Annotated in this window: 16 protein-coding genes; 3 read left to right on the top strand and 13 right to left on the bottom strand. The window is 65.0% G+C overall.

What is annotated here, in order from left to right; genetic code table 11:
- Positions 1-156: 156 nt before the first annotated feature.
- The 3 genes from C481_RS15555 to C481_RS15545 form a co-directional block, all read right to left on the bottom strand.
- Complete coding sequence (locus C481_RS15555; protein ID WP_006110235.1) at positions 157-1410, bottom strand: tRNA (N(6)-L-threonylcarbamoyladenosine(37)-C(2))-methylthiotransferase; 1254 nt, start codon at positions 1408-1410, stop codon at positions 157-159.
- Between the two features lie 68 nt (positions 1411-1478).
- A complete protein-coding gene (locus C481_RS15550) occupies positions 1479-2498 on the bottom strand; it encodes an AI-2E family transporter (protein WP_049904706.1) in 1020 nt (339 codons plus the stop codon).
- A 305-nt stretch (positions 2499-2803) separates the two neighbouring features.
- Positions 2804-3484 (bottom strand): amphi-Trp domain-containing protein, encoded by a 681-nt coding sequence (locus C481_RS15545; RefSeq protein WP_006110233.1) that lies wholly within the window; start codon positions 3482-3484, stop codon positions 2804-2806.
- A 198-nt stretch (positions 3485-3682) separates the two neighbouring features.
- On the opposite strand from C481_RS15545, the gene C481_RS15540 reads away from it, so the two are divergent.
- Positions 3683-4660 (top strand): HNH endonuclease, encoded by a 978-nt coding sequence (locus C481_RS15540; protein WP_241434695.1) that lies wholly within the window; start codon positions 3683-3685, stop codon positions 4658-4660.
- Positions 4661-4699: 39 nt separating this feature from the next.
- On the opposite strand, the gene C481_RS15535 is transcribed toward C481_RS15540, so the two are convergent.
- From C481_RS15535 to C481_RS15515, 5 genes are all read right to left on the bottom strand, one after another.
- Complete coding sequence (locus tag C481_RS15535; protein ID WP_006110231.1) at positions 4700-5428, bottom strand: nucleoside phosphorylase; 729 nt, start codon at positions 5426-5428, stop codon at positions 4700-4702.
- 56 nt (positions 5429-5484) lie between these two features.
- Positions 5485-5784 (bottom strand): HalOD1 output domain-containing protein, encoded by a 300-nt coding sequence (locus C481_RS15530; protein ID WP_006110230.1) that lies wholly within the window; start codon positions 5782-5784, stop codon positions 5485-5487.
- Between the two features lie 138 nt (positions 5785-5922).
- Positions 5923-6867, bottom strand: a complete 945-nt coding sequence (locus tag C481_RS15525) for a carbohydrate kinase family protein (protein ID WP_006110229.1) — start codon at positions 6865-6867, stop codon at positions 5923-5925.
- 32 nt (positions 6868-6899) lie between these two features.
- Positions 6900-7721: a DUF63 family protein gene (locus tag C481_RS15520; protein WP_006110228.1), complete on the bottom strand. Its 822-nt coding sequence runs from the start codon at positions 7719-7721 to the stop codon at positions 6900-6902.
- Positions 7722-7913: 192 nt separating this feature from the next.
- The gene (locus C481_RS15515) at positions 7914-8894 is read right to left on the bottom strand and encodes a ribose 1,5-bisphosphate isomerase (protein ID WP_006110227.1); all 981 of its coding nucleotides are present in this window, start codon (positions 8892-8894) and stop codon (positions 7914-7916) included.
- 71 nt (positions 8895-8965) lie between these two features.
- Between C481_RS15515 and deoC the strand changes: the two genes are divergently transcribed.
- The gene (gene deoC, locus C481_RS15510; protein WP_006110226.1) at positions 8966-9625 is read left to right on the top strand and encodes a deoxyribose-phosphate aldolase; all 660 of its coding nucleotides are present in this window, start codon (positions 8966-8968) and stop codon (positions 9623-9625) included.
- Between the two features lie 80 nt (positions 9626-9705).
- Here the strand turns inward: deoC and C481_RS15505 are convergent, their stop codons facing one another.
- The 4 genes from C481_RS15505 to C481_RS15490 all read right to left on the bottom strand — a co-directional run bounded on the left by C481_RS15505 (position 9706) and on the right by C481_RS15490 (position 14938).
- The gene (locus C481_RS15505; protein ID WP_006110225.1) at positions 9706-10986 is read right to left on the bottom strand and encodes a Na+/Ca2+-exchanging protein; all 1281 of its coding nucleotides are present in this window, start codon (positions 10984-10986) and stop codon (positions 9706-9708) included.
- A gap of 193 nt (positions 10987-11179) precedes the next feature.
- Positions 11180-13444 (bottom strand): cation:proton antiporter domain-containing protein, encoded by a 2265-nt coding sequence (locus tag C481_RS15500; RefSeq protein ID WP_006110224.1) that lies wholly within the window; start codon positions 13442-13444, stop codon positions 11180-11182.
- 86 nt (positions 13445-13530) lie between these two features.
- On the bottom strand, positions 13531-13713 hold the full coding sequence (locus tag C481_RS22745) for a hypothetical protein (protein WP_006110223.1): 183 nt from the start codon (positions 13711-13713) through the stop codon (positions 13531-13533).
- A 43-nt stretch (positions 13714-13756) separates the two neighbouring features.
- On the bottom strand, positions 13757-14938 hold the full coding sequence (locus C481_RS15490) for an NAD-binding protein (RefSeq protein WP_006110222.1): 1182 nt from the start codon (positions 14936-14938) through the stop codon (positions 13757-13759).
- A gap of 140 nt (positions 14939-15078) precedes the next feature.
- Between C481_RS15490 and C481_RS15485 the strand changes: the two genes are divergently transcribed.
- Positions 15079-15363: a ubiquitin-like small modifier protein 1 gene (locus C481_RS15485; protein ID WP_006110221.1), complete on the top strand. Its 285-nt coding sequence runs from the start codon at positions 15079-15081 to the stop codon at positions 15361-15363.
- 18 nt (positions 15364-15381) lie between these two features.
- Here the strand turns inward: C481_RS15485 and C481_RS15480 are convergent, their stop codons facing one another.
- The gene (locus C481_RS15480; protein WP_049904705.1) at positions 15382-16311 is read right to left on the bottom strand and encodes a GNAT family N-acetyltransferase; all 930 of its coding nucleotides are present in this window, start codon (positions 16309-16311) and stop codon (positions 15382-15384) included.
- Position 16312: the final 1 nt, after the last annotated feature.

The following is a 16312-nucleotide window of genomic DNA, read 5'->3' as shown; positions in this document are numbered from 1 at the left end:
CAGTTATCAGTCATCAAACACCGGTCGTCAGTTGCCAGTCGCCGATCGTCCCCCTTCCCGTCTGTTCCGTACGCTCGTACCGAGTCCGTTACGACCGCTGGCGAGTTCGGCGGAGCAGCGACGGAGCAGTCGCGTTCGCTCGATCGACGCGAGGCGTTACACCGGCTCGCCGAACGCGTACATCGTCTCGTGGGCCGTCACGTCGACGTCGATGAAGTCGCCGGGTTCGATCCCGTGCTCGCTCGCGTTCTGAACGATGATCTGTCTGTACGCGGAGTCCCGGCACTTCACGGAGTCGGCGGTCCCCTCCTCGACGACGAGCACGTCCTCGCGACGCTCGCCGACCATGTCCGCGTAGGCGTCGGCGACGATCTCGCGCTTGGCGGCGCTCATCTCCTTCGAGCGCTCCTTCTTGATGGTGCCGCCCAGTCCTTTCATGTCGGCGGCGTCGGTTCCCGGCCGTTTGGAGAAGCGGGTAACGTTGATCTTTTCGGGGCGAGTTTCGCGGAGCAGCGCCATCGACTGCTCGTGATCGTGGTCCGTTTCCGTCGGGAAACCCACGATGAAGTCCGTCGAGAGCGTCCAGTACTCGAGCGCCTCGCCGAACGTCTCGACGACCTCGACGTACTCCTCGACCTGGTGCTGGCGGCGCATATCGCCGAGTACGTCGTCGCTGCCCGACTGGACGGGCGCGTGCAGGAAATCGTAGAGTTCGTCGTACTCGGCGAACGCGTCGGCCAGTTCCTCGCGGATGCCGTGGACCCCCTTCGGGTTGGCCATCCCGACGCGAACCCGGAAGTCGCCCTCGAGTTCGCAGATTTCGGCGAGCAGGCGGTGGAGTTTGCGCTCGCCCTCGTCCCAGCCGTAGACGCCGGTGTCCTGCCCGGTGATCCGGAGTTCCTTCGCGCCGGCGTGGATCAGGGCGCGAGCCTTCTCGACGTTCTCCTCGATCGACGGGGAGTCGATCTTGCCCGTCGCGTGCTTGGTGATGCAGTACGAGCAGTTCGACATACACCCCCGAGCGATCGGGAGGATGCCGACGACGCCGTCCAGAATCGGTTCGGCGTCGGGCGTCGTCGTCGGACACTCGCCGTTCGTTACGGCTTCGGGGACCGCATCCCAGTGAAGCACCTGACCGTCGACATCGGCCTGAGCGAACTCTTCGCCCTGTGCGAGGGCCATACAACCGGTGATAAAGAGGTCGGCCGTCTCCTCGGAGAGTTCTTCGGCCCGCCGGAGCATGTTGCGCTCGGTCTTCTCGACGACGGTACAGGTGTTGAGGATGGCGACGTCGGCCTCGTCGGGGCCGTCGACTTGGTGGTGGCCGGCATCGCGGAGCCGTCGCTCGATCTCGCGGCTCTCGCCGCGATTCGACGTGCAACCGTACGTTTCGATGTGATAGCGGGCCATCCGTTGCTATTCGGTTCAGGGTCGGGGAGGCAAAAGCCCGACGGATCGGGACTCTCGAACTCGTCCGCTCACGTCATGCCGTACTCCTCCGCGAGTCGCTCGTAGTTGTCATCGAGGACGTTGATCGTCGCGATCAGCGCGCCGAGGACGACCGGACCGAAGAACAACCCCATCACGCCGAACGCGTACACGCCGCCGAGGACGCCGAGGATGATGACGGCGGGATTGAGCTGGGCGTACCGATCGACGACGATCGGCCGCAGGTAATCGTCGGAGATGCCCACGATGACTGCGCTGTAGACGAACAATGCGACGGCCAAGATCGGCTGGTTCATCACCAGGAGATAGACGACCGCGGGCCCCCAGACCAGAAACGCCCCGACCAGCGGGATGAGCGCGAGCACGATCATGATGACCGTCCAGAAGCCGGCGTTCGGGATGCCGGTCGCGAAGAGGCCGAGTCCGGCGATAATCCCCTGGATGAGCGCGATCAGGACGTGACCCGCGAGGACGGCCCACATGACCTCGTCGAGTTCGGTGTAGAACTCGTCCTGCACATCCGACGGAAGCGGCGTCACGTCTCGAATCCAGGCCATGAGCTTGTCCCCGTCCCGGAGGAGGTAGTAGAGCAGAAACAGGGCGACGCCGAACCCGACCAGGGCGTGCGTGAGAACGCCGATCCAGGCCGTCGTCTGTTCGACGAGAACGGAGCCGATCTGCTGTGCTGAATCCGAAAGCGTGGCCGCCAGGTCGACCTCGTACCCGGTTTGGGCCGCGATGTAGCGCTCGATCTCTGCGATCTGGAGCGTTTCCGAATCGAGATTCTGGAGCATCCGCGCCGCGTCGTCGGCGACCGCCGCGAGGACGATAACGAACGGAACGATAAACACGGTGATCGCAAACGCCAGGAGGGCAAACGCCGAAACCGTCGGCGAAAACCGCCGCTCGAGACGGCGCTGGAGCGGATACAGGACGAAGGCGAGCAAAACCGCCATCAGAATGTACTGGAGAAACGGCACGACGAGCTGCCAGGAGAGGTACCCGAAGATCGCGACGAGCGTGAGGAGATACCCCTTGCTGATGTTCACGAGTGAACCGACCACGCTCGCCGGGATAAAATTGCTACCGGCATCAATCAATCTACGCCGTTCAACCGGCCGTCCGCCCCCTCACCTGCGGAAAGAGCGGCCGACTGGCGGATACACGTCGCCGTCTCCCTTGGAGCGGCCGACCTCGCGTACGCCACGGCCGTCGATCGAGGGTCGACGAACCCCGCCGCCGAGGCCGCCTACGGATTCATCGTTGCGCTCTGGGTCGTCTCCGTTGCGTATCTCGCCTGTAGATACCGGTCCGTCGGGCTACCGGAGATCGCTTCGTCGAGTTCACCTCGCCGCTAATCCGGACCGCCGTCCTGGTCGGCGACCGTTGCAGCGGGGACGGCCTGCCGGACGCCGTGGACGGCGCGCTTGGCGTTGGCCCGACTGGTGTAGCCCTCGCCGCTGTCGGCGAGGATGTTGCCGTTCCAGTGGACCAGCCGCCAGCGCCACTCGTCGGCACGGTCCTGGTAGACTTCGAAGCGGCTGGTGCGGCCGAATTGGGCGTCCGTTTCGCCCGCTCCCTCCGCGCTCTCTCCGGCGGAACCGTCCATTTCCGCCGCATCGTCCACCGCGTCAGTTCCGGCGTCGACTCCCGGTGAAAGCATCACGGGATCGGATCCCGACGCGTCGACATCGGTGTCGTCGACGATCCGAGCGGTTTCGTCTTCCTCGTCCCACTCGAGTTCGATTTCGAACTCGACGGTGGCGGGGCGGTCGACGTCTGCTGTGTCCGTGGCTTCGTCCTCGTCGTCTTCGTCGCCCTCGTCCGCGTCAGTCGGCTCGCGTTCGGCTTCGAGTTCGAGGTCGACCTGTGATGGAATCGTCACGGAGACGGTTCGGTCGTCACCGAGCAGGTGGATCGGTCGTTCGTCCTCGATAGCGACGGCGAGGTCTCGAAACAGCGCTCCGAGTTCGCCTCGGTCGACGGTGGTCTCGTGTTCGTGTTCGAACGCCGCATCCGTGGGGGAGTCGTCCATAGCGGGCGTACGAGTCGTGGACGCGTAATGGTTGCTGATGAATCGCAGGTGTTGCTGGGTTCAACGGCAACGACGCACAGCGGCACGGCGGTGTTGTCGTGTGCCCCGCTCGTGCGGCGGTCCACAGATTCAATCGCGTGAGCGCCGGCGAACGGCAAGGCCGGAGTGTTTTTGTCGGCGCGCTGTCTTCGCTCGCTCGTGACTTCCCGCGAGTGGGACATCGACCGGCGCGTCGTATTCGACCGAGACGAGTACACCTGCCAGCACTGCGAGAGTGCGGGTGACGAGGAGACGCTTCGGCTGTATCCAGTCGGTACCGTCCCGACCGGCGGCCCGGTCCACGAGAGTTCACTCGTGACGGTCTGTTCGACGTGTGCGGCCGTCCTCCGGGACGACGCCCGACCTGCTAGCGCCGCCGACTCGGCCGCTTCGAACGACGCGGACGGTTCGGCGACGCTGGCGGCTATCGCACCCGACGAACTGTTCGCGCTCGTCCACGAGACGACCCGCAAGCAGGGAACGGCGGTCTCCGATGCCGCCGCGTTCGCCTCGTTCGCGACGACACTCCCGTCCGCGCTTGCGGGCCCCGACGGTGACGGCGACGAGAGTACTGGTAGCGGTGATCGCGCCGAGAGCCCCGAGAGTCCCCAGAGCACTGCTCCTGCAACTGGAGACGAAACCGGAGACACAGGATCCGAAGCGAGCGTCGACGAACTCTCGCGCGAGTTCGTCACCGCTCGGCGGACACTCTTGCTCGCGCTCTCTGTCGTCGACCGCCGACTCGCCCGACTCGACCAGTTCGAGAGCGACGCAACCGAGTCGGCAGCAGCGCCGCTGCTACTCGACTTCGTCGACACGGCAACGAAACTGCAGTCGGAACTCCACGACCTCGTCTCGCTGGCTGAACTCGTGGCCGCATCGATCGGTCGGTGCCACAACTGCTTCGAGCCGCTGGCCGTCGCTGCTACTCCCGACGGACCGGCTCCGTCACGGCCCTGCCCGACCTGCGCCCAGTCCCCCCGCGATACCGAGGCGTGGCACCACGCCGACTCGAACGCCGTCGACTTCGAACGCCTCTTTTCGGCGACGAACGAGACCCTCCGCGACGCCGCGGCCACGACCGAAACGCTCACCGAGCGAACGACGGCACTCGCAACTGAACTCGTCGAAAAATAGCGCGAAAACGGTCGGTCGTCGTCGGTCGGCGTCGCGTGTCTACAGGCCGGTCGCCGCTTCGAGTGTGATATCGATCGCACGGCCGACGTTGTTCTTTGCCTTTTCGGGGAGTTCGTCGTCCTCGGTATCGGTTCCCTTCTGGGTTCCCTCGACGAGGTTGCCGTCGACGGTACAGATCGCGCCGGCGCGCAGCCCCTTCCGGCGAGCGAGCGTGAAGATCGATGCGGCTTCCATCTCGACGGCGAGCAGCCCCGCGTCCTCCCAGTCGGTGATGTACGCGTCGGTCTCGGCGTAGTACGCGTCGTCCGAGGCGATCGGGCCGACGTGGACCTCTTCGTCGTTCGCTTCCGCCGAGTCGACGAGCGACGAGAGCACGTCGTAGGACGGAACGGCCGGGTAGGATACGTCCTCGTAACGCTTCGATGTGCCCTCGTTCTTCGCCGCCCCGTTGGCGACGATCATGTCGCCGATCTCGATGCCCGACTGGAGCGCGCCGGTCGTTCCGACGCGAACGAAGGTCTCGACCCCGACGTTCGCGAGTTCTTCGACGGCGATGGCGGCCGAGGGGCAGCCGATCCCGGTCGAACAGATCGTCAGCTCGCGACCCTCGTAGGTGGCGTTGACGACCTTGTATTCGCGGTTCTGAGCGACCGTCTCGGACTCGTCGCAGTGGTCTGCGATCCGGTCGACGCGACCGGGGTCCCCGGGGACGAGTGCGATATCGGTCAGGTCACCCTCCTCAACCAGTAGATGTGGTTGTGTACCCATACCGTCGCCTTCCGCGGGTGGCGAGAAAAAAGATTCGAGAGCGACGGAGTCGGCCGTCAGTCAGCCGAGACGACGACCTCCTCCGGATAGACGGTGACTGCGGCGTCGTCGACGCGGAACGTCACCTCTTCGACCGACCGTGGCATCCCCGTGTTCGTTTCCTCGAAGAGGGCATCGAGGGCCTCGGGGTCGACGTAATCGTACAGACGGGTGCTAGCTGCTGTCACGTCTTCGTCCCGGAAGCGTGCCAGTGCTGTCGCGGCGGCGATACTCGGCGGTTCCGATGCTGTTCGATCGTACCGGACGCGCCGACTGAGTTCGCATCCGTAGGACTTGCGTGGCCTTTGATCTGTCATGTCTCTCCGTCACGTCTCCGTGACTTTCTATGCTAATTGCCAACGGGATCGCCCATATAGCTACCGTCAGACAACATGGGGTGAGAACGCCGGACGGCGTCGACATCGACCCACTCGAGCGTATGACGTATTTTTCGGTTAAAATCGCGTGCTGAGAAACCCTTCGACTGCCGGTCTCGTCGGCGCGCTTCGAGCCCCCTCCTGGCTCGCCGTCAGGGCCCCGCAAGCGTTTGCGAACTCGAGAGCCGGTTCGATATCCNTGATATCCGTCTCGGCCTCGAGTTCAGCCACCGGATCGGCTGTGAGTGTTGCCAGCGTGTCGACTCGGTCGAGGAGTGTCGCGATGAAGCCGGCAGCGAAGGCATCACCGGCACCGGCCGTATCGACGGTTTCGACGTCGAATCCCGAGTGGACGTACGAGCCGGCGGGGGTGTGAACTTCCGCGCCGTCGCCGCCGTATTTGACGGCGACGATGCGGTCGTCGAAATCGGAGCCGACGTACTCGTCTTCGAGGAGGGCTGCGATTTCGCGGTCGTTTGCGAAGACGATATCGGCAGCACCGAGCGCGTCGGTGTAGTCGCGGTCACCGAGTCGGCGGCCAGGGTCGAAACTGACGGAGAGGCCGGCCTCGGTCGCCGTGCGGGCGATAGCCGCGGCGGTATCCGGGCGCTGACTCGTCAGGTGGACGTGATCGGCGGTTCGAATCCGTTCCCGATCGAGATCGGCCGGCGTCACCGCCTCGTTGATGCCGTCGTTGCCGAGGACGGCAACCTCGCCGTCGTCGTCGACGAGCAGGTACTTGACGGCCGTTTCGGCACCGTCGACAACGCGGAGCCCATCGAGGGAGACCCCGGCAGCCTCGAGTTCGCGGCTGGCGAGCAGTCCGTTGTCGTCGTCACCGACGCTGCCGATAAGGCCGGTGTCGACGGCGAGCGTTGCGAGTGCGGCCGCGACGTTTCCGGCGCTCCCGCCGCCGGACTGGTGCTGGGAGCGGATCGCAGCCTCGCAGTCGGCCTCGGGGAGCCTGTCGACGCGTAGCGTCACGTCCCAGTTGACGTGACCGGCAGTGAGCACCCTGACCATGCACCGAACCGACGACCGCCGACGAGAAAAGTCTAGGCAACTGCGAATAGGATGACGTTGTGAATTCCCGGTCCGAAACCGACGGCAGCGATGAACGCAAGCAGTAGCCGAGCCTGCCGCGGCGCATCCTCGACGAACTCGCGGAACAGGCCGAGGATGCCCATCACGAGGGCAACCTTGACGACGACGAACAGCCAGCCCGCGCCGATGAACTCGGCGGTCGGCAGCGCGGAGCCGGCGTTGAGGATGAGCGCCGAGAGGGGAACTTCCTCGCCGGCGTTGAGAACGTCGTAGCCGATGGCCGTCGAGACGGCGTCGAGTGCGTGGCCGAAAATGACGAGAACGCCGGTCGTGGCCGTGACTGCGGCGACATCGGTAAACCAGAGTCCGAGGACGAGCCAGGCGATGGCAGTCGCGATACCCGCGGCGACGACGGCGATGACGGACCAGAACGGTTCGAACGTTCCGGACTCGAGGCTCTGGAGGATTGCGAACATCGTAAAGACGACGAAGAAGCCGGTGCCGACGGTCCCGAGAACGCGTTCGATCGTGGGCTGGAGCCCGCCCGTATAGATGAAAATCGAGAGAACCCAGACGAGTCCGGCCCCGGTCGCCGTGATGAGGTAGACCGTCGGCGTGGCAAACAGGACCTCGATCGAATCCGGATAGGCCCCGAACCGATGGAGGACGTGTAGCGTCGCCCCGAACATCATCCACGGAGTCAACGCGAGGACGGTCCGGTCGGTGACCGGCGGATCGAGCGCCCACAGCAGTGCGACGACACCCCCCAGCACGGCAAGCAGCGGTACCAACAGGTACCACGGTGGCAGCACGAATCCCTCAGGCAATACCATACCCCCTACTGTCGACACCAGTAACTAACACTTTCCGATCAGCGGTGATACTTCGGGGCGGAAGATGGTCTCGAACGCGGACACGGGGCACGCGAGACGCGAGATCTGCAACGCGAAAAACACGAAGCGAGATTCGAGAGCAGAAATGAAAGCGCGCGGAGCAGACAGCGGGCGGAACACCGTGTCGCTGTGTTAGCCGTCCCAGGGTTCGGCGGTCGTTTCACCGAATAGTTCGCGCATGAGCGTGACGATGCTCTCGGGCGGGAACTGGCCGCGTTCAGTGACGATCGCATCGACGTAGCGCGGCGGGGTAACGTCGAATGCGGGATTTTCAACGCGCAAGGGCGGCATCTCGTCGGCGTCCCCACCGATCGCCGTCCGCTCGTCCGCCGAGAGCACTTCCGTCTCCGCCCGCATCTCGATTGCGACCGTCTGTCCCGTCATCGTATCCGGGTGCAGTTTGATCGTCTGGGCCGCAACCATCACGGGAACGCCTCGTTCGCGCGCGTTGACCGCCAGTCCGCTGGTGCCGATCTTGTTGATAACGCTCCCGTCCGCAGCGATGCTGTCCGCTCCGACGAGAACGTGGTCCGTCTCGTCCAGATACCGTCGTGCAGCGTTGTCGACGATCAGCGTTACCGGCACGCCCAACTCCCGCAACCGTTGGGCCGTGATGTGACCTTGCTTTCTGGGACGCGTTTCCTTGATGATCGCCTCGACGGCCGTCCCCGACTCGAGCGCCGCCTCAATGCACGCGAGCGCGTCGGTCGAATGGCAGTGAGTCATCACGACATCGCCATCGCGCAACCGATTCGCACCGATCTCCCCCAGTTTGGACTGGGCCTGCTCGAGTTCGGCGCGGAACGTCTCGGCGGCGTCGATGGTCGACGATCGCAGTGCCGAGACGGTTTCGCCCTCCATTCCGCGGAGCACATAGCGGAGTGCGTTCGGCAGACTGACCGCCGTCGGGCGCGTCTCGTAGAGTTCGCGTGCACCGGCCCGCAGATCGCGTTCGAACGCCGCCGGGGTCGCCGCGTCGGAGCGTTCCGCCTGCGTCGCAAGCGCCGCTGCGGCCGCGTCCGCGATCGTCGCCGCCCCCCGAATCCGCATGGCTGCGATGTCGTCGGCGGTCGCCGTGACGGCTGGATCGACGACGGACTGGTCCGAATCCATGCCAGCCGGTTACACGTCACAGGCCAAAAGTAATCGGGCGGATTTTTGCCCGTCCGCCGAGTCGGTTCGCTATGGCCACGGAACTCACTCGCAGCGAACTCGCGCCGCTGATCGATCACACGGTGCTCGGCCCCGAAACGACGCCCGCCGACGTCGAAACCGTCCTCGCGGCGGCCGGCGACCACGGTATGAACGCCTGTATCCCGCCCTACGCGGTCGCCGACGCCGTCGAGTTCGAGTACGCCCCCGACGTGACCGTCGCAACGGTCGTCGGCTTTCCCCACGGCCAGCACGACCACGAGGTCAAACGCCGCGAGGGCGTGACGGCCTGGCAGGCCGGCGCGGACGAACTCGACGTCGTCATCAACGTCGGCCGCCTGAAGGCCGGCGAGGACGACGCCGTTCGCGCCGAACTGGCTGAACTCGTCGCCGCGGTGCCGATACCGGTCAAGGTGATCATCGAGACGGCGCTGCTCACCGACGAAGAGAAGCGGCGAGCCTGCGAGGCCGCCGTCGCGGCGGACGCGGAGATGGTCAAGACCTCCACCGGCTTCGCGGACGGCGGCGCGACCGTCGAGGACGTCGAGTTGATGAGCGAGTACCTCCCCGTCAAGGCCAGCGGCGGCATCGGCAGCTACGACGAGGCGACGGCGATGATCGAGGCCGGCGCGGAACGGATCGGAGCGTCGAGCGGGGTGGCTATTTTAGAGGGAGCACCCGAGTCGGAGTAGCGGCCCACCGTTCGAGCGTCGGCGGTTCGTCAGCGTCGTCCGTATCGCGGTCGGTGGCTCGAATCGTGCTCACCGCGGTGCTAGTCCCGCTCCCGCTTTACGGACGCTCCGTGTACCCGCTTGCGGGCGAGTTCCATCACCCTGCGAACGTCTTCGAACCGACGGACGAGCAGCGCCGTCCCGAGCACGAGATACAGCGCGGTGAACGCGAGGAGCCACTCGTGCCGGTGAAACGTCGGGTGCAGTTGCACGAGAAAGAGCGAGAGCAAGACGAGCGCTTCGCGGGCGCTGATTCGCAGATCGATGAGCAGCGAAATCGCGAAGTAACTTTGGGCAGCGGTGAGCCAGATCTCGCCGGCCTGTCGCGTCCCTAGCGGCAATGCACCGTAGTTTCCGAGCGAGACGCTGTAGACGAGCACGAGCGTCCCGATTAGCAGCGTCCACTGGTTGAGCTTCGAGGAGATCAACGCGTTGAACGCGGCGTTCGAGCGAGCCTTCGTCACGAGCAAGACGACGATGATGAACTCGGGGGTTTCGCTCGCGAGCGGGGCGACCCACTGGATCATCAGAAACGGCTGGATGCCGTACTGGAGCCCGAGTTCTTCCAGTCCGTGGGCGAACGGCTCGACTGCCAGGAGGATCGTTGCGCCGGAAAAGACGAACAGCGCGATGACGGTTGAAATCCGGTACGGTTTTCGAAACGACTGCAGGTAGGCCGGAACGCCGACGGACGCCTCCTCGGTGGGCGGCGTCCGGATCGCGGCGAGGATGTACAGCGCGTAGAGGCCGACGAGAACGACCATGTCGTGCAGCGCGATCGAACCCGTAGCCGGAATGAAGAACGCGTAGACCGTCGCGACGAACAGGAAGACGATCTCGAGCGAGAGTTCGCGATCGAGGTGAACGCGGTCGGCGAGAAAGCCGTCGACGTGTTCGACGTTTCTATCGCGGACCCGCCTGGTCCGGGCGATGGTAAACAGCACGATCCCCGACCAGCCGATGCCGATGAGGATGCGGTTGGCTCCGGTCATGTTCGCGACCGCGAGGTCGGCCGCTTCCCGCGAGGCGGTCGTCGCCGGCGCGATACCCGCTTCCCACGCGTAAAGCGCATCGACCGCGTACTCCGGGGCGACCGCCAACACCGCCAGCACCGCGATAGCGAACGAGCGAGAAACGTCTTTTTCGGCGGTTTCCGCGGCCCAGGCGAGCAAGAACGCCGCACCGAGGATCGAGGTTCCCGAGAGGGCAACCGATGCTACCGGACCCGGTGTCAGTCCGGTTGCTGAGACGGCGAGCCACGGAGCCGTGAGCGATAGCGCAACGAAAACGGGAAAGAGCGGCCGGACCCCTCGTTCGGTCATATCCTCGGTACACCGATACCGCCCGTATGTGTTTTGCCGTCAACGTCATCCGCATCCCGTTCGGGGAAGCCGCTGCTGTCTGATACCCGACCGTCGACCCGCCGGTAATCTCCTCCGTGACGTGGTCTCGCCGCGTGAGCAGTGATCGTCCGAAAACGCGCCCCTGTCGTCCGAATACGGCCGGGTGGACCGTTCACACCGAGTTCAGCACTGCGACGGGACAGGGGGCGTTAGTAACGACGAACTCGACGTTCGGACCGAAGAACGCCCGTCGGGAGATCGGCCGCGTGTTCGACCCCATCACGATCAGATCGGCGTCGTTCCGATCGGCGAGCGAGACGAGCGCTGCACCGGGATTGTCCGCCGCCGTAACCGTGGTTACGACCTGCGCACCGAGTTGTCTCCCCAGTTCCGCCTCCCGGTCGACGATCTGACTGCCGATGTCCAACTCGTCCGAGAGATCGGGTCCGCCGGCGAATCGGTCGCTCGACTGGGGTCTCGTGACCACGTGTGCGATTTCGACCAGGGCGTTCTCGGCGGTCGCGATGGCGAACGCAACCTCGGCGGCGTGTCGACTGGACTGCGTCCCGACGGTCGGCAGGAGGATGCGCCGGATCGGATCGTCCATCAGCGCCGGCGTCCGTTTCACGGATTCGGACGTGCTGACGATCATGGCCGGACACGGCGTCCGTTGAATAACGCGGTCGATCGTCCTGCTGAACAGCGGCGCACCGGGATCGCCGCCGAGAGTTCGCTCCCCGAGCACGACCAGATTGTATCCCGAACTCGCGCTCTCGAGAATCGTTTCCGACGCGCTCCCGTCGAGTTCTCGGACGAGTCGTCGCGTCGAGCCCGCCCGGTCCCCCAATCGCTGTTCGACCTGGGTAAAGAGGCGGTCGGTTCGCTCGGATTCGGCTCGCCGAGTCGCACTCGTCTCCCTCGAACCGGTTCCGTCTCGGACGAGACGGAATCGTTCGAGTCGGCTGCGGAACTTGCTCGGGCGTCGGCTCGATCGAGGAGACTCGTCGATACGGAGGAGATCCAGATCGGTCTGGCGATCCCGGAACAGGGAACCGACCAGTCGGGCGGCGTACTGGGTGTCGACGGAGCCCCGCGTCGGCAGCAGTACTCGAGTGAGGTCGTTGAGAAAGCTCCCCCGCAGGTACTGCTCGCGCTCGATACGAGTTCGCTCCCGTTCGCTCATTTCGATCTTCGGAATCGACCAGCGCATGATCGCGGGGGCCATCAGCGACGTTCCGATGGCGACCGCGACGATGATGCTGTACGTGCTCGTCGTCAGGATCCCCAACCCGAGCCCGATCGTGGCCACGATGATCTCCATCGCCCCGCGAGCGTTCATTCCGCCGCCGATCGTAATCCCCTCCCACTTCGAGAGCCCGGCCAGGCCGGAAACGCCGACGATTCCGCCGAACTTCCCGATGCAGGCGACAGCGAAGACGACGAGGCCGACGGTGAACACGGTCGGATCGGCCAGCGCTGCGACGTCCATCCGCAACCCGGCGATCGCGAAGAACAGCGGCGCGAAGATGGACAGCGTCACCGTCTCGAAACTGTGTCGAACCCGGTAGTCGAATCGGTTCACCTGCCCGACCAGCACGCCGACGACGAACGCGCCGAGAATCGCTTCCAGACCCATGTACTGCGTGATCGCCCCCGCGGCGAGCGCGAAGAGCATCACCGTAGACAGCAACGCGGCGTCACTGCCGACGGCATTGTCCACCCACCTGACCGTCTCCGCGACGATTCGACGGCCGATCGTAAACGCGACCCCGAGGAACGCGAGCACCGAGAGGACGGTCGTCGCGGCCGACCCGAAGTCGACGACGCCCGTCCGGGCGAGCCCCGCGACGGTCGCCAGCAAAATCCAGCCGATGGTGTCGTCGACCATCCCTGCCGCGAGGATCAACTGGCCCACATCGCGCCGAACGACGTCCAGTTCGATGAGTACCTTCGCGATAACCGGAATCGCCGAGATGCTCATCGCAGTGGCGATAAACAGACTGAACACGAGTCGCTGCCCAGGCGCGGCGATGAACTCGGCCGGCAGGACCCACCCTAACGCAAATCCGGTCGTAAACGGGACGATGATCCCGCCAGCCGAGAGGATGACCGCCGTTCGCCCGTTCGCGATAATGAGATCGATATCCGTCTCGAGACCGGTAACGACCAGCAGCATGATCAGCCCGAGCCACGAGATGATCTCGAGCAGGTGAAACTGGCTCGCAGACACCGCGAAGAGAGACCCGTACACGCCCGGCGCAACGAAGCCGAGCAACGAGGGACCGAGAAGAACTCCAGCGAGGAGTTCACCGACGACCGCCGGTTGCCCGACGGAACTGCACAGTTCGCCGAGCAGGCGTGCGACGAAGAGCAATACGGTAAGCTGGACGATGACGAGCAACAGTTCGTGGTGGGTAAGCGGTTCGATAACGTCCATAACGTTCCCGATGCCTGTCGATTTTCCTCGTACACGTTCGAACCACTTCGTTTCATATTGGCCGTCCCTGTGACATAATTGCCGACTTATAACTTGAACGTGAGACCCGTTGGAGAGTTCACCTGTTCACGATTCGACTGCCGAACGAAGCGACCCGTATGGATCCCGAACCCGGATGCCGCCGCGTGCGCTTTACTGGTCACCGAGGCGGAGATGCCGATGGCGATCGCGACGTAGACGACGGCGTAGAGGATCGTTAGCCCGAACATCACGAGATACGGCGTGACCGGGAGACGGGCGAGTTCGAGACTGCTAGTCCGTCTCGAGCAGCCGCGACACCACCGGCGACTCGTCCGACCCGAGCGCCGAGCGGACCAGCAAGTGCCCGCCGAGTTCAGCCAGGCTGATGACATCGTCAGCGCCGGCGCGTTCGAGTTTCGGCGTGTTCTCGCGGTCGGTAGCGGCGGCGACGATACGAATGTCCGGTCGGAGTTCGCGTGCGGTGAGAACCGCAAGAGCGTCCCTGGCGTCGTCGTTCGTCGCGACGACAACCGCGCGCGCATCTTCTATTTTCGCCCGCCCGAGCGGTTCTTCGTCGCTCGGGTTCGCATCGAGAACGCGAATGTCGCGGTCCGTGAGCGAACTCGTCGCCGATTCGTTCTCGGTGACGACGAGAAACTGTTCGCCCGTCGCGTCGAGTTCGCTCACGATCGGTTCGGTCAGATCCCCGTAGCCGAGGACGAGGACGTGGTCGTCTAGGAGTTCGAGTTCTGAATCGGTCATCATTCCGAGTGTCTTCGAGATGCGGTCCTGAATCGCGGGACCGACGAGCGCCCCGATGGCGATACCGAAACTGGCGACGCCGAGGACCACGACGGACATGGTAAACAGCTGTGCCTCCTCGGTCTCGGGACCGATATCGCCGTAGCCGACGGTGCTCGAGGTGATCAGCGTGAAGTAGAACGCGTCGAGCAGGTGCTCGATGCCGTCGAAGTCATCCCGGAGCGCGTACGCGCCGAAGGTACCGTAGGCCTGGACGCCGACGAGCGCGCCGGCCGCGGCGAGTTGCGTCGTCGTCAGCGAGAGCGATCGGTCGAAGCGCTTGTGGGTGAGGAGGAGCGTCGGCATCGAGACCAGCGACAGCACGACGAGCGGAAGCGAGTACTGACTCCCCTGGAGCAGCCCCTGGATTGCCGTCAGCGGCAACAACAGCAGCGTCGCCCACCAGCCGACGCGCAAGCCGCGCCTGAGCGCGAGCGCGCTGGCGACCATGAGAAACCCGGTGAGTGCGCCGGTGAATCCGACGGCTTCCTGGACGGCGAGCGGTACGTGCGGCGCGATAGGACCGAAATCGGCCGCCTCCTGGTCGATTCTGAGAATGCCGGTGGCGACCGAGAGCAGCGCAACAACCAGCGCGAGGCCGACGACTGCGCGCGTCGTCACAGACCAGCGCCAGTTCTCCGGTACCCGTTCCGTTACACGCTCGCCGACCATACGTACCGTCTCCAGTCCGGGCGTAGTTAAGCGTCTCCGTCGATCCAGACTCGTATCGCAAGCGCCACGATATCCCGGACGCCGGCACCCGCCACCGTCGGAGCGGTAGCTACTTGCCTCCGGCACCGATACCGCCACCTATGCCAACGGAGTGGAAACTGTTCGCGGACCTCGCCGAACGCGCCGGCGACAAACACGTCACCGTCGAAACCGCCGCCGGCGACACCGTCGGTGACGCCCTCGACGAACTCGTCGCCGACCGTCCCGCCGTCGGCGAGCGCGTCCTCACCGACGACGGCGATCTCCGATCCCAGATCAACGTCTTGCGAAACGGCACCAACGTCCTCGTCGAAGAAAACGGACTCGCAACCGAACTCGAAGCCGACGACGAGTTGGCGCTGTTTCCGCCGGTCAGCGGCGGGTAGTCCTCTACCCTGCGATACCTATTCGCCGCCGCCGAGTGCAGCAGCGAGGACGAAGTCCGGTTCCTCGGCGATGCTGACACCGGCGTACGAGGCGTCGCTAACCACGGCCGTCGTCTCGGGGATCAGCACTCGGGTTCGATCCGCGTCGAGGGCGGCGGCGTCGCGGGAGAGTGCGGCGAGCAGTGAGCGGGCCGCGTCGATGTCGTCCCAGGCACTGACGCCGTATTCGGCCCACGTTTCGGTCTCGCCGTCGTCGTTTTCCCGTTCGTAGCTTCGGACCCGATAGGCCGCTCCCACCCCGTTTCCGTCGCGTTCGACCGAGAAGACGGCAGTGTCATCGTCACGATCGTCCCCGAACGCCAGGAAATCCTCGCGCGTGAGTTCGCGCACGGCCCACGTCTCCTCCGGCGCAAGTCCCAGTCCCTGCAAGTGCTCGCGGGCGTCGCTGTGCGTCCAGTAGCGCCACGCTGCGGCGGGATCGTTCGAGACTGGGTTCGGTCCCGACGCGTCCGGGTCTGGTTCCGGATGTGCCATCCTGAACTCGGTCGTCGGCTCGAACCCGCTCGTTCGCGCCGCGCCGAGCGAGGCGGCGTTCCACGAGAAGATCATGATCCGGCCGACGGTCGCGCCCTGCTCGCGGGCCCACTCGAAGCAGGCGTCGTTGAGCCGGCCGCTCAGCCCCTGCCGCTGGTAGTCGGGGTTGACGCGCATGCCCTGAAACCAGGCTTCGTCGGGCGACACCAGGACGGCCTGGACGATTCCGGCGATGGCGTCGCCGGCGTCGGCGACGAACGTCTTCTTGTGGCTCTCGTCCTCGTCCTCGAGCCAGTCGTGGTAGATCTCCGGAATGTAGTCGCCGCCGCGATCCTCCCAGAGCGTCTCGGTGAAGGCCGCGACGCCCTCGTAGTCGTCGTGCGTCGCTCGCCGTATCTCGATTCCGACGGCCATC

Source organism: Natrialba asiatica DSM 12278 (assembly GCF_000337555.1).
Taxonomy (GTDB): Archaea; Halobacteriota; Halobacteria; order Halobacteriales; family Natrialbaceae; genus Natrialba; species Natrialba asiatica.
The sequence above is the reverse complement of the archived record's forward strand: the minus strand, read 5'-3'. Positions and strand labels throughout refer to the sequence as shown.

Excerpts from the sequence above, each read along its gene's own strand:
- C481_RS15555 (WP_006110235.1), bottom strand. The coding sequence starts at position 1,410 with ATGGCCCGCTATCACATCGAAACGTACGGTTGCACGTCGAATCGCGGC.
- C481_RS15545 (WP_006110233.1), bottom strand. The coding sequence starts at position 3,484 with ATGGACGACTCCCCCACGGATGCGGCGTTCGAACACGAACACGAGACC.
- C481_RS15535 (WP_006110231.1), bottom strand. The coding sequence starts at position 5,428 with ATGGGTACACAACCACATCTACTGGTTGAGGAGGGTGACCTGACCGAT.
- C481_RS15530 (WP_006110230.1), bottom strand. The coding sequence starts at position 5,784 with ATGACAGATCAAAGGCCACGCAAGTCCTACGGATGCGAACTCAGTCGG.
- C481_RS15520 (WP_006110228.1), bottom strand. The coding sequence starts at position 7,721 with ATGGTATTGCCTGAGGGATTCGTGCTGCCACCGTGGTACCTGTTGGTA.
- C481_RS15515 (WP_006110227.1), bottom strand. The coding sequence starts at position 8,894 with ATGGATTCGGACCAGTCCGTCGTCGATCCAGCCGTCACGGCGACCGCC.
- deoC (WP_006110226.1), top strand. The coding sequence starts at position 8,966 with ATGGCCACGGAACTCACTCGCAGCGAACTCGCGCCGCTGATCGATCAC.
- C481_RS15505 (WP_006110225.1), bottom strand. The coding sequence starts at position 10,986 with ATGACCGAACGAGGGGTCCGGCCGCTCTTTCCCGTTTTCGTTGCGCTA.
- C481_RS15500 (WP_006110224.1), bottom strand. The coding sequence starts at position 13,444 with ATGGACGTTATCGAACCGCTTACCCACCACGAACTGTTGCTCGTCATC.
- C481_RS22745 (WP_006110223.1), bottom strand. The coding sequence starts at position 13,713 with ATGTTCGGGCTAACGATCCTCTACGCCGTCGTCTACGTCGCGATCGCC.
- C481_RS15490 (WP_006110222.1), bottom strand. The coding sequence starts at position 14,938 with ATGGTCGGCGAGCGTGTAACGGAACGGGTACCGGAGAACTGGCGCTGG.
- C481_RS15485 (WP_006110221.1), top strand. The coding sequence starts at position 15,079 with ATGCCAACGGAGTGGAAACTGTTCGCGGACCTCGCCGAACGCGCCGGC.
- C481_RS15480 (WP_049904705.1), bottom strand. The coding sequence starts at position 16,311 with ATGGCCGTCGGAATCGAGATACGGCGAGCGACGCACGACGACTACGAG.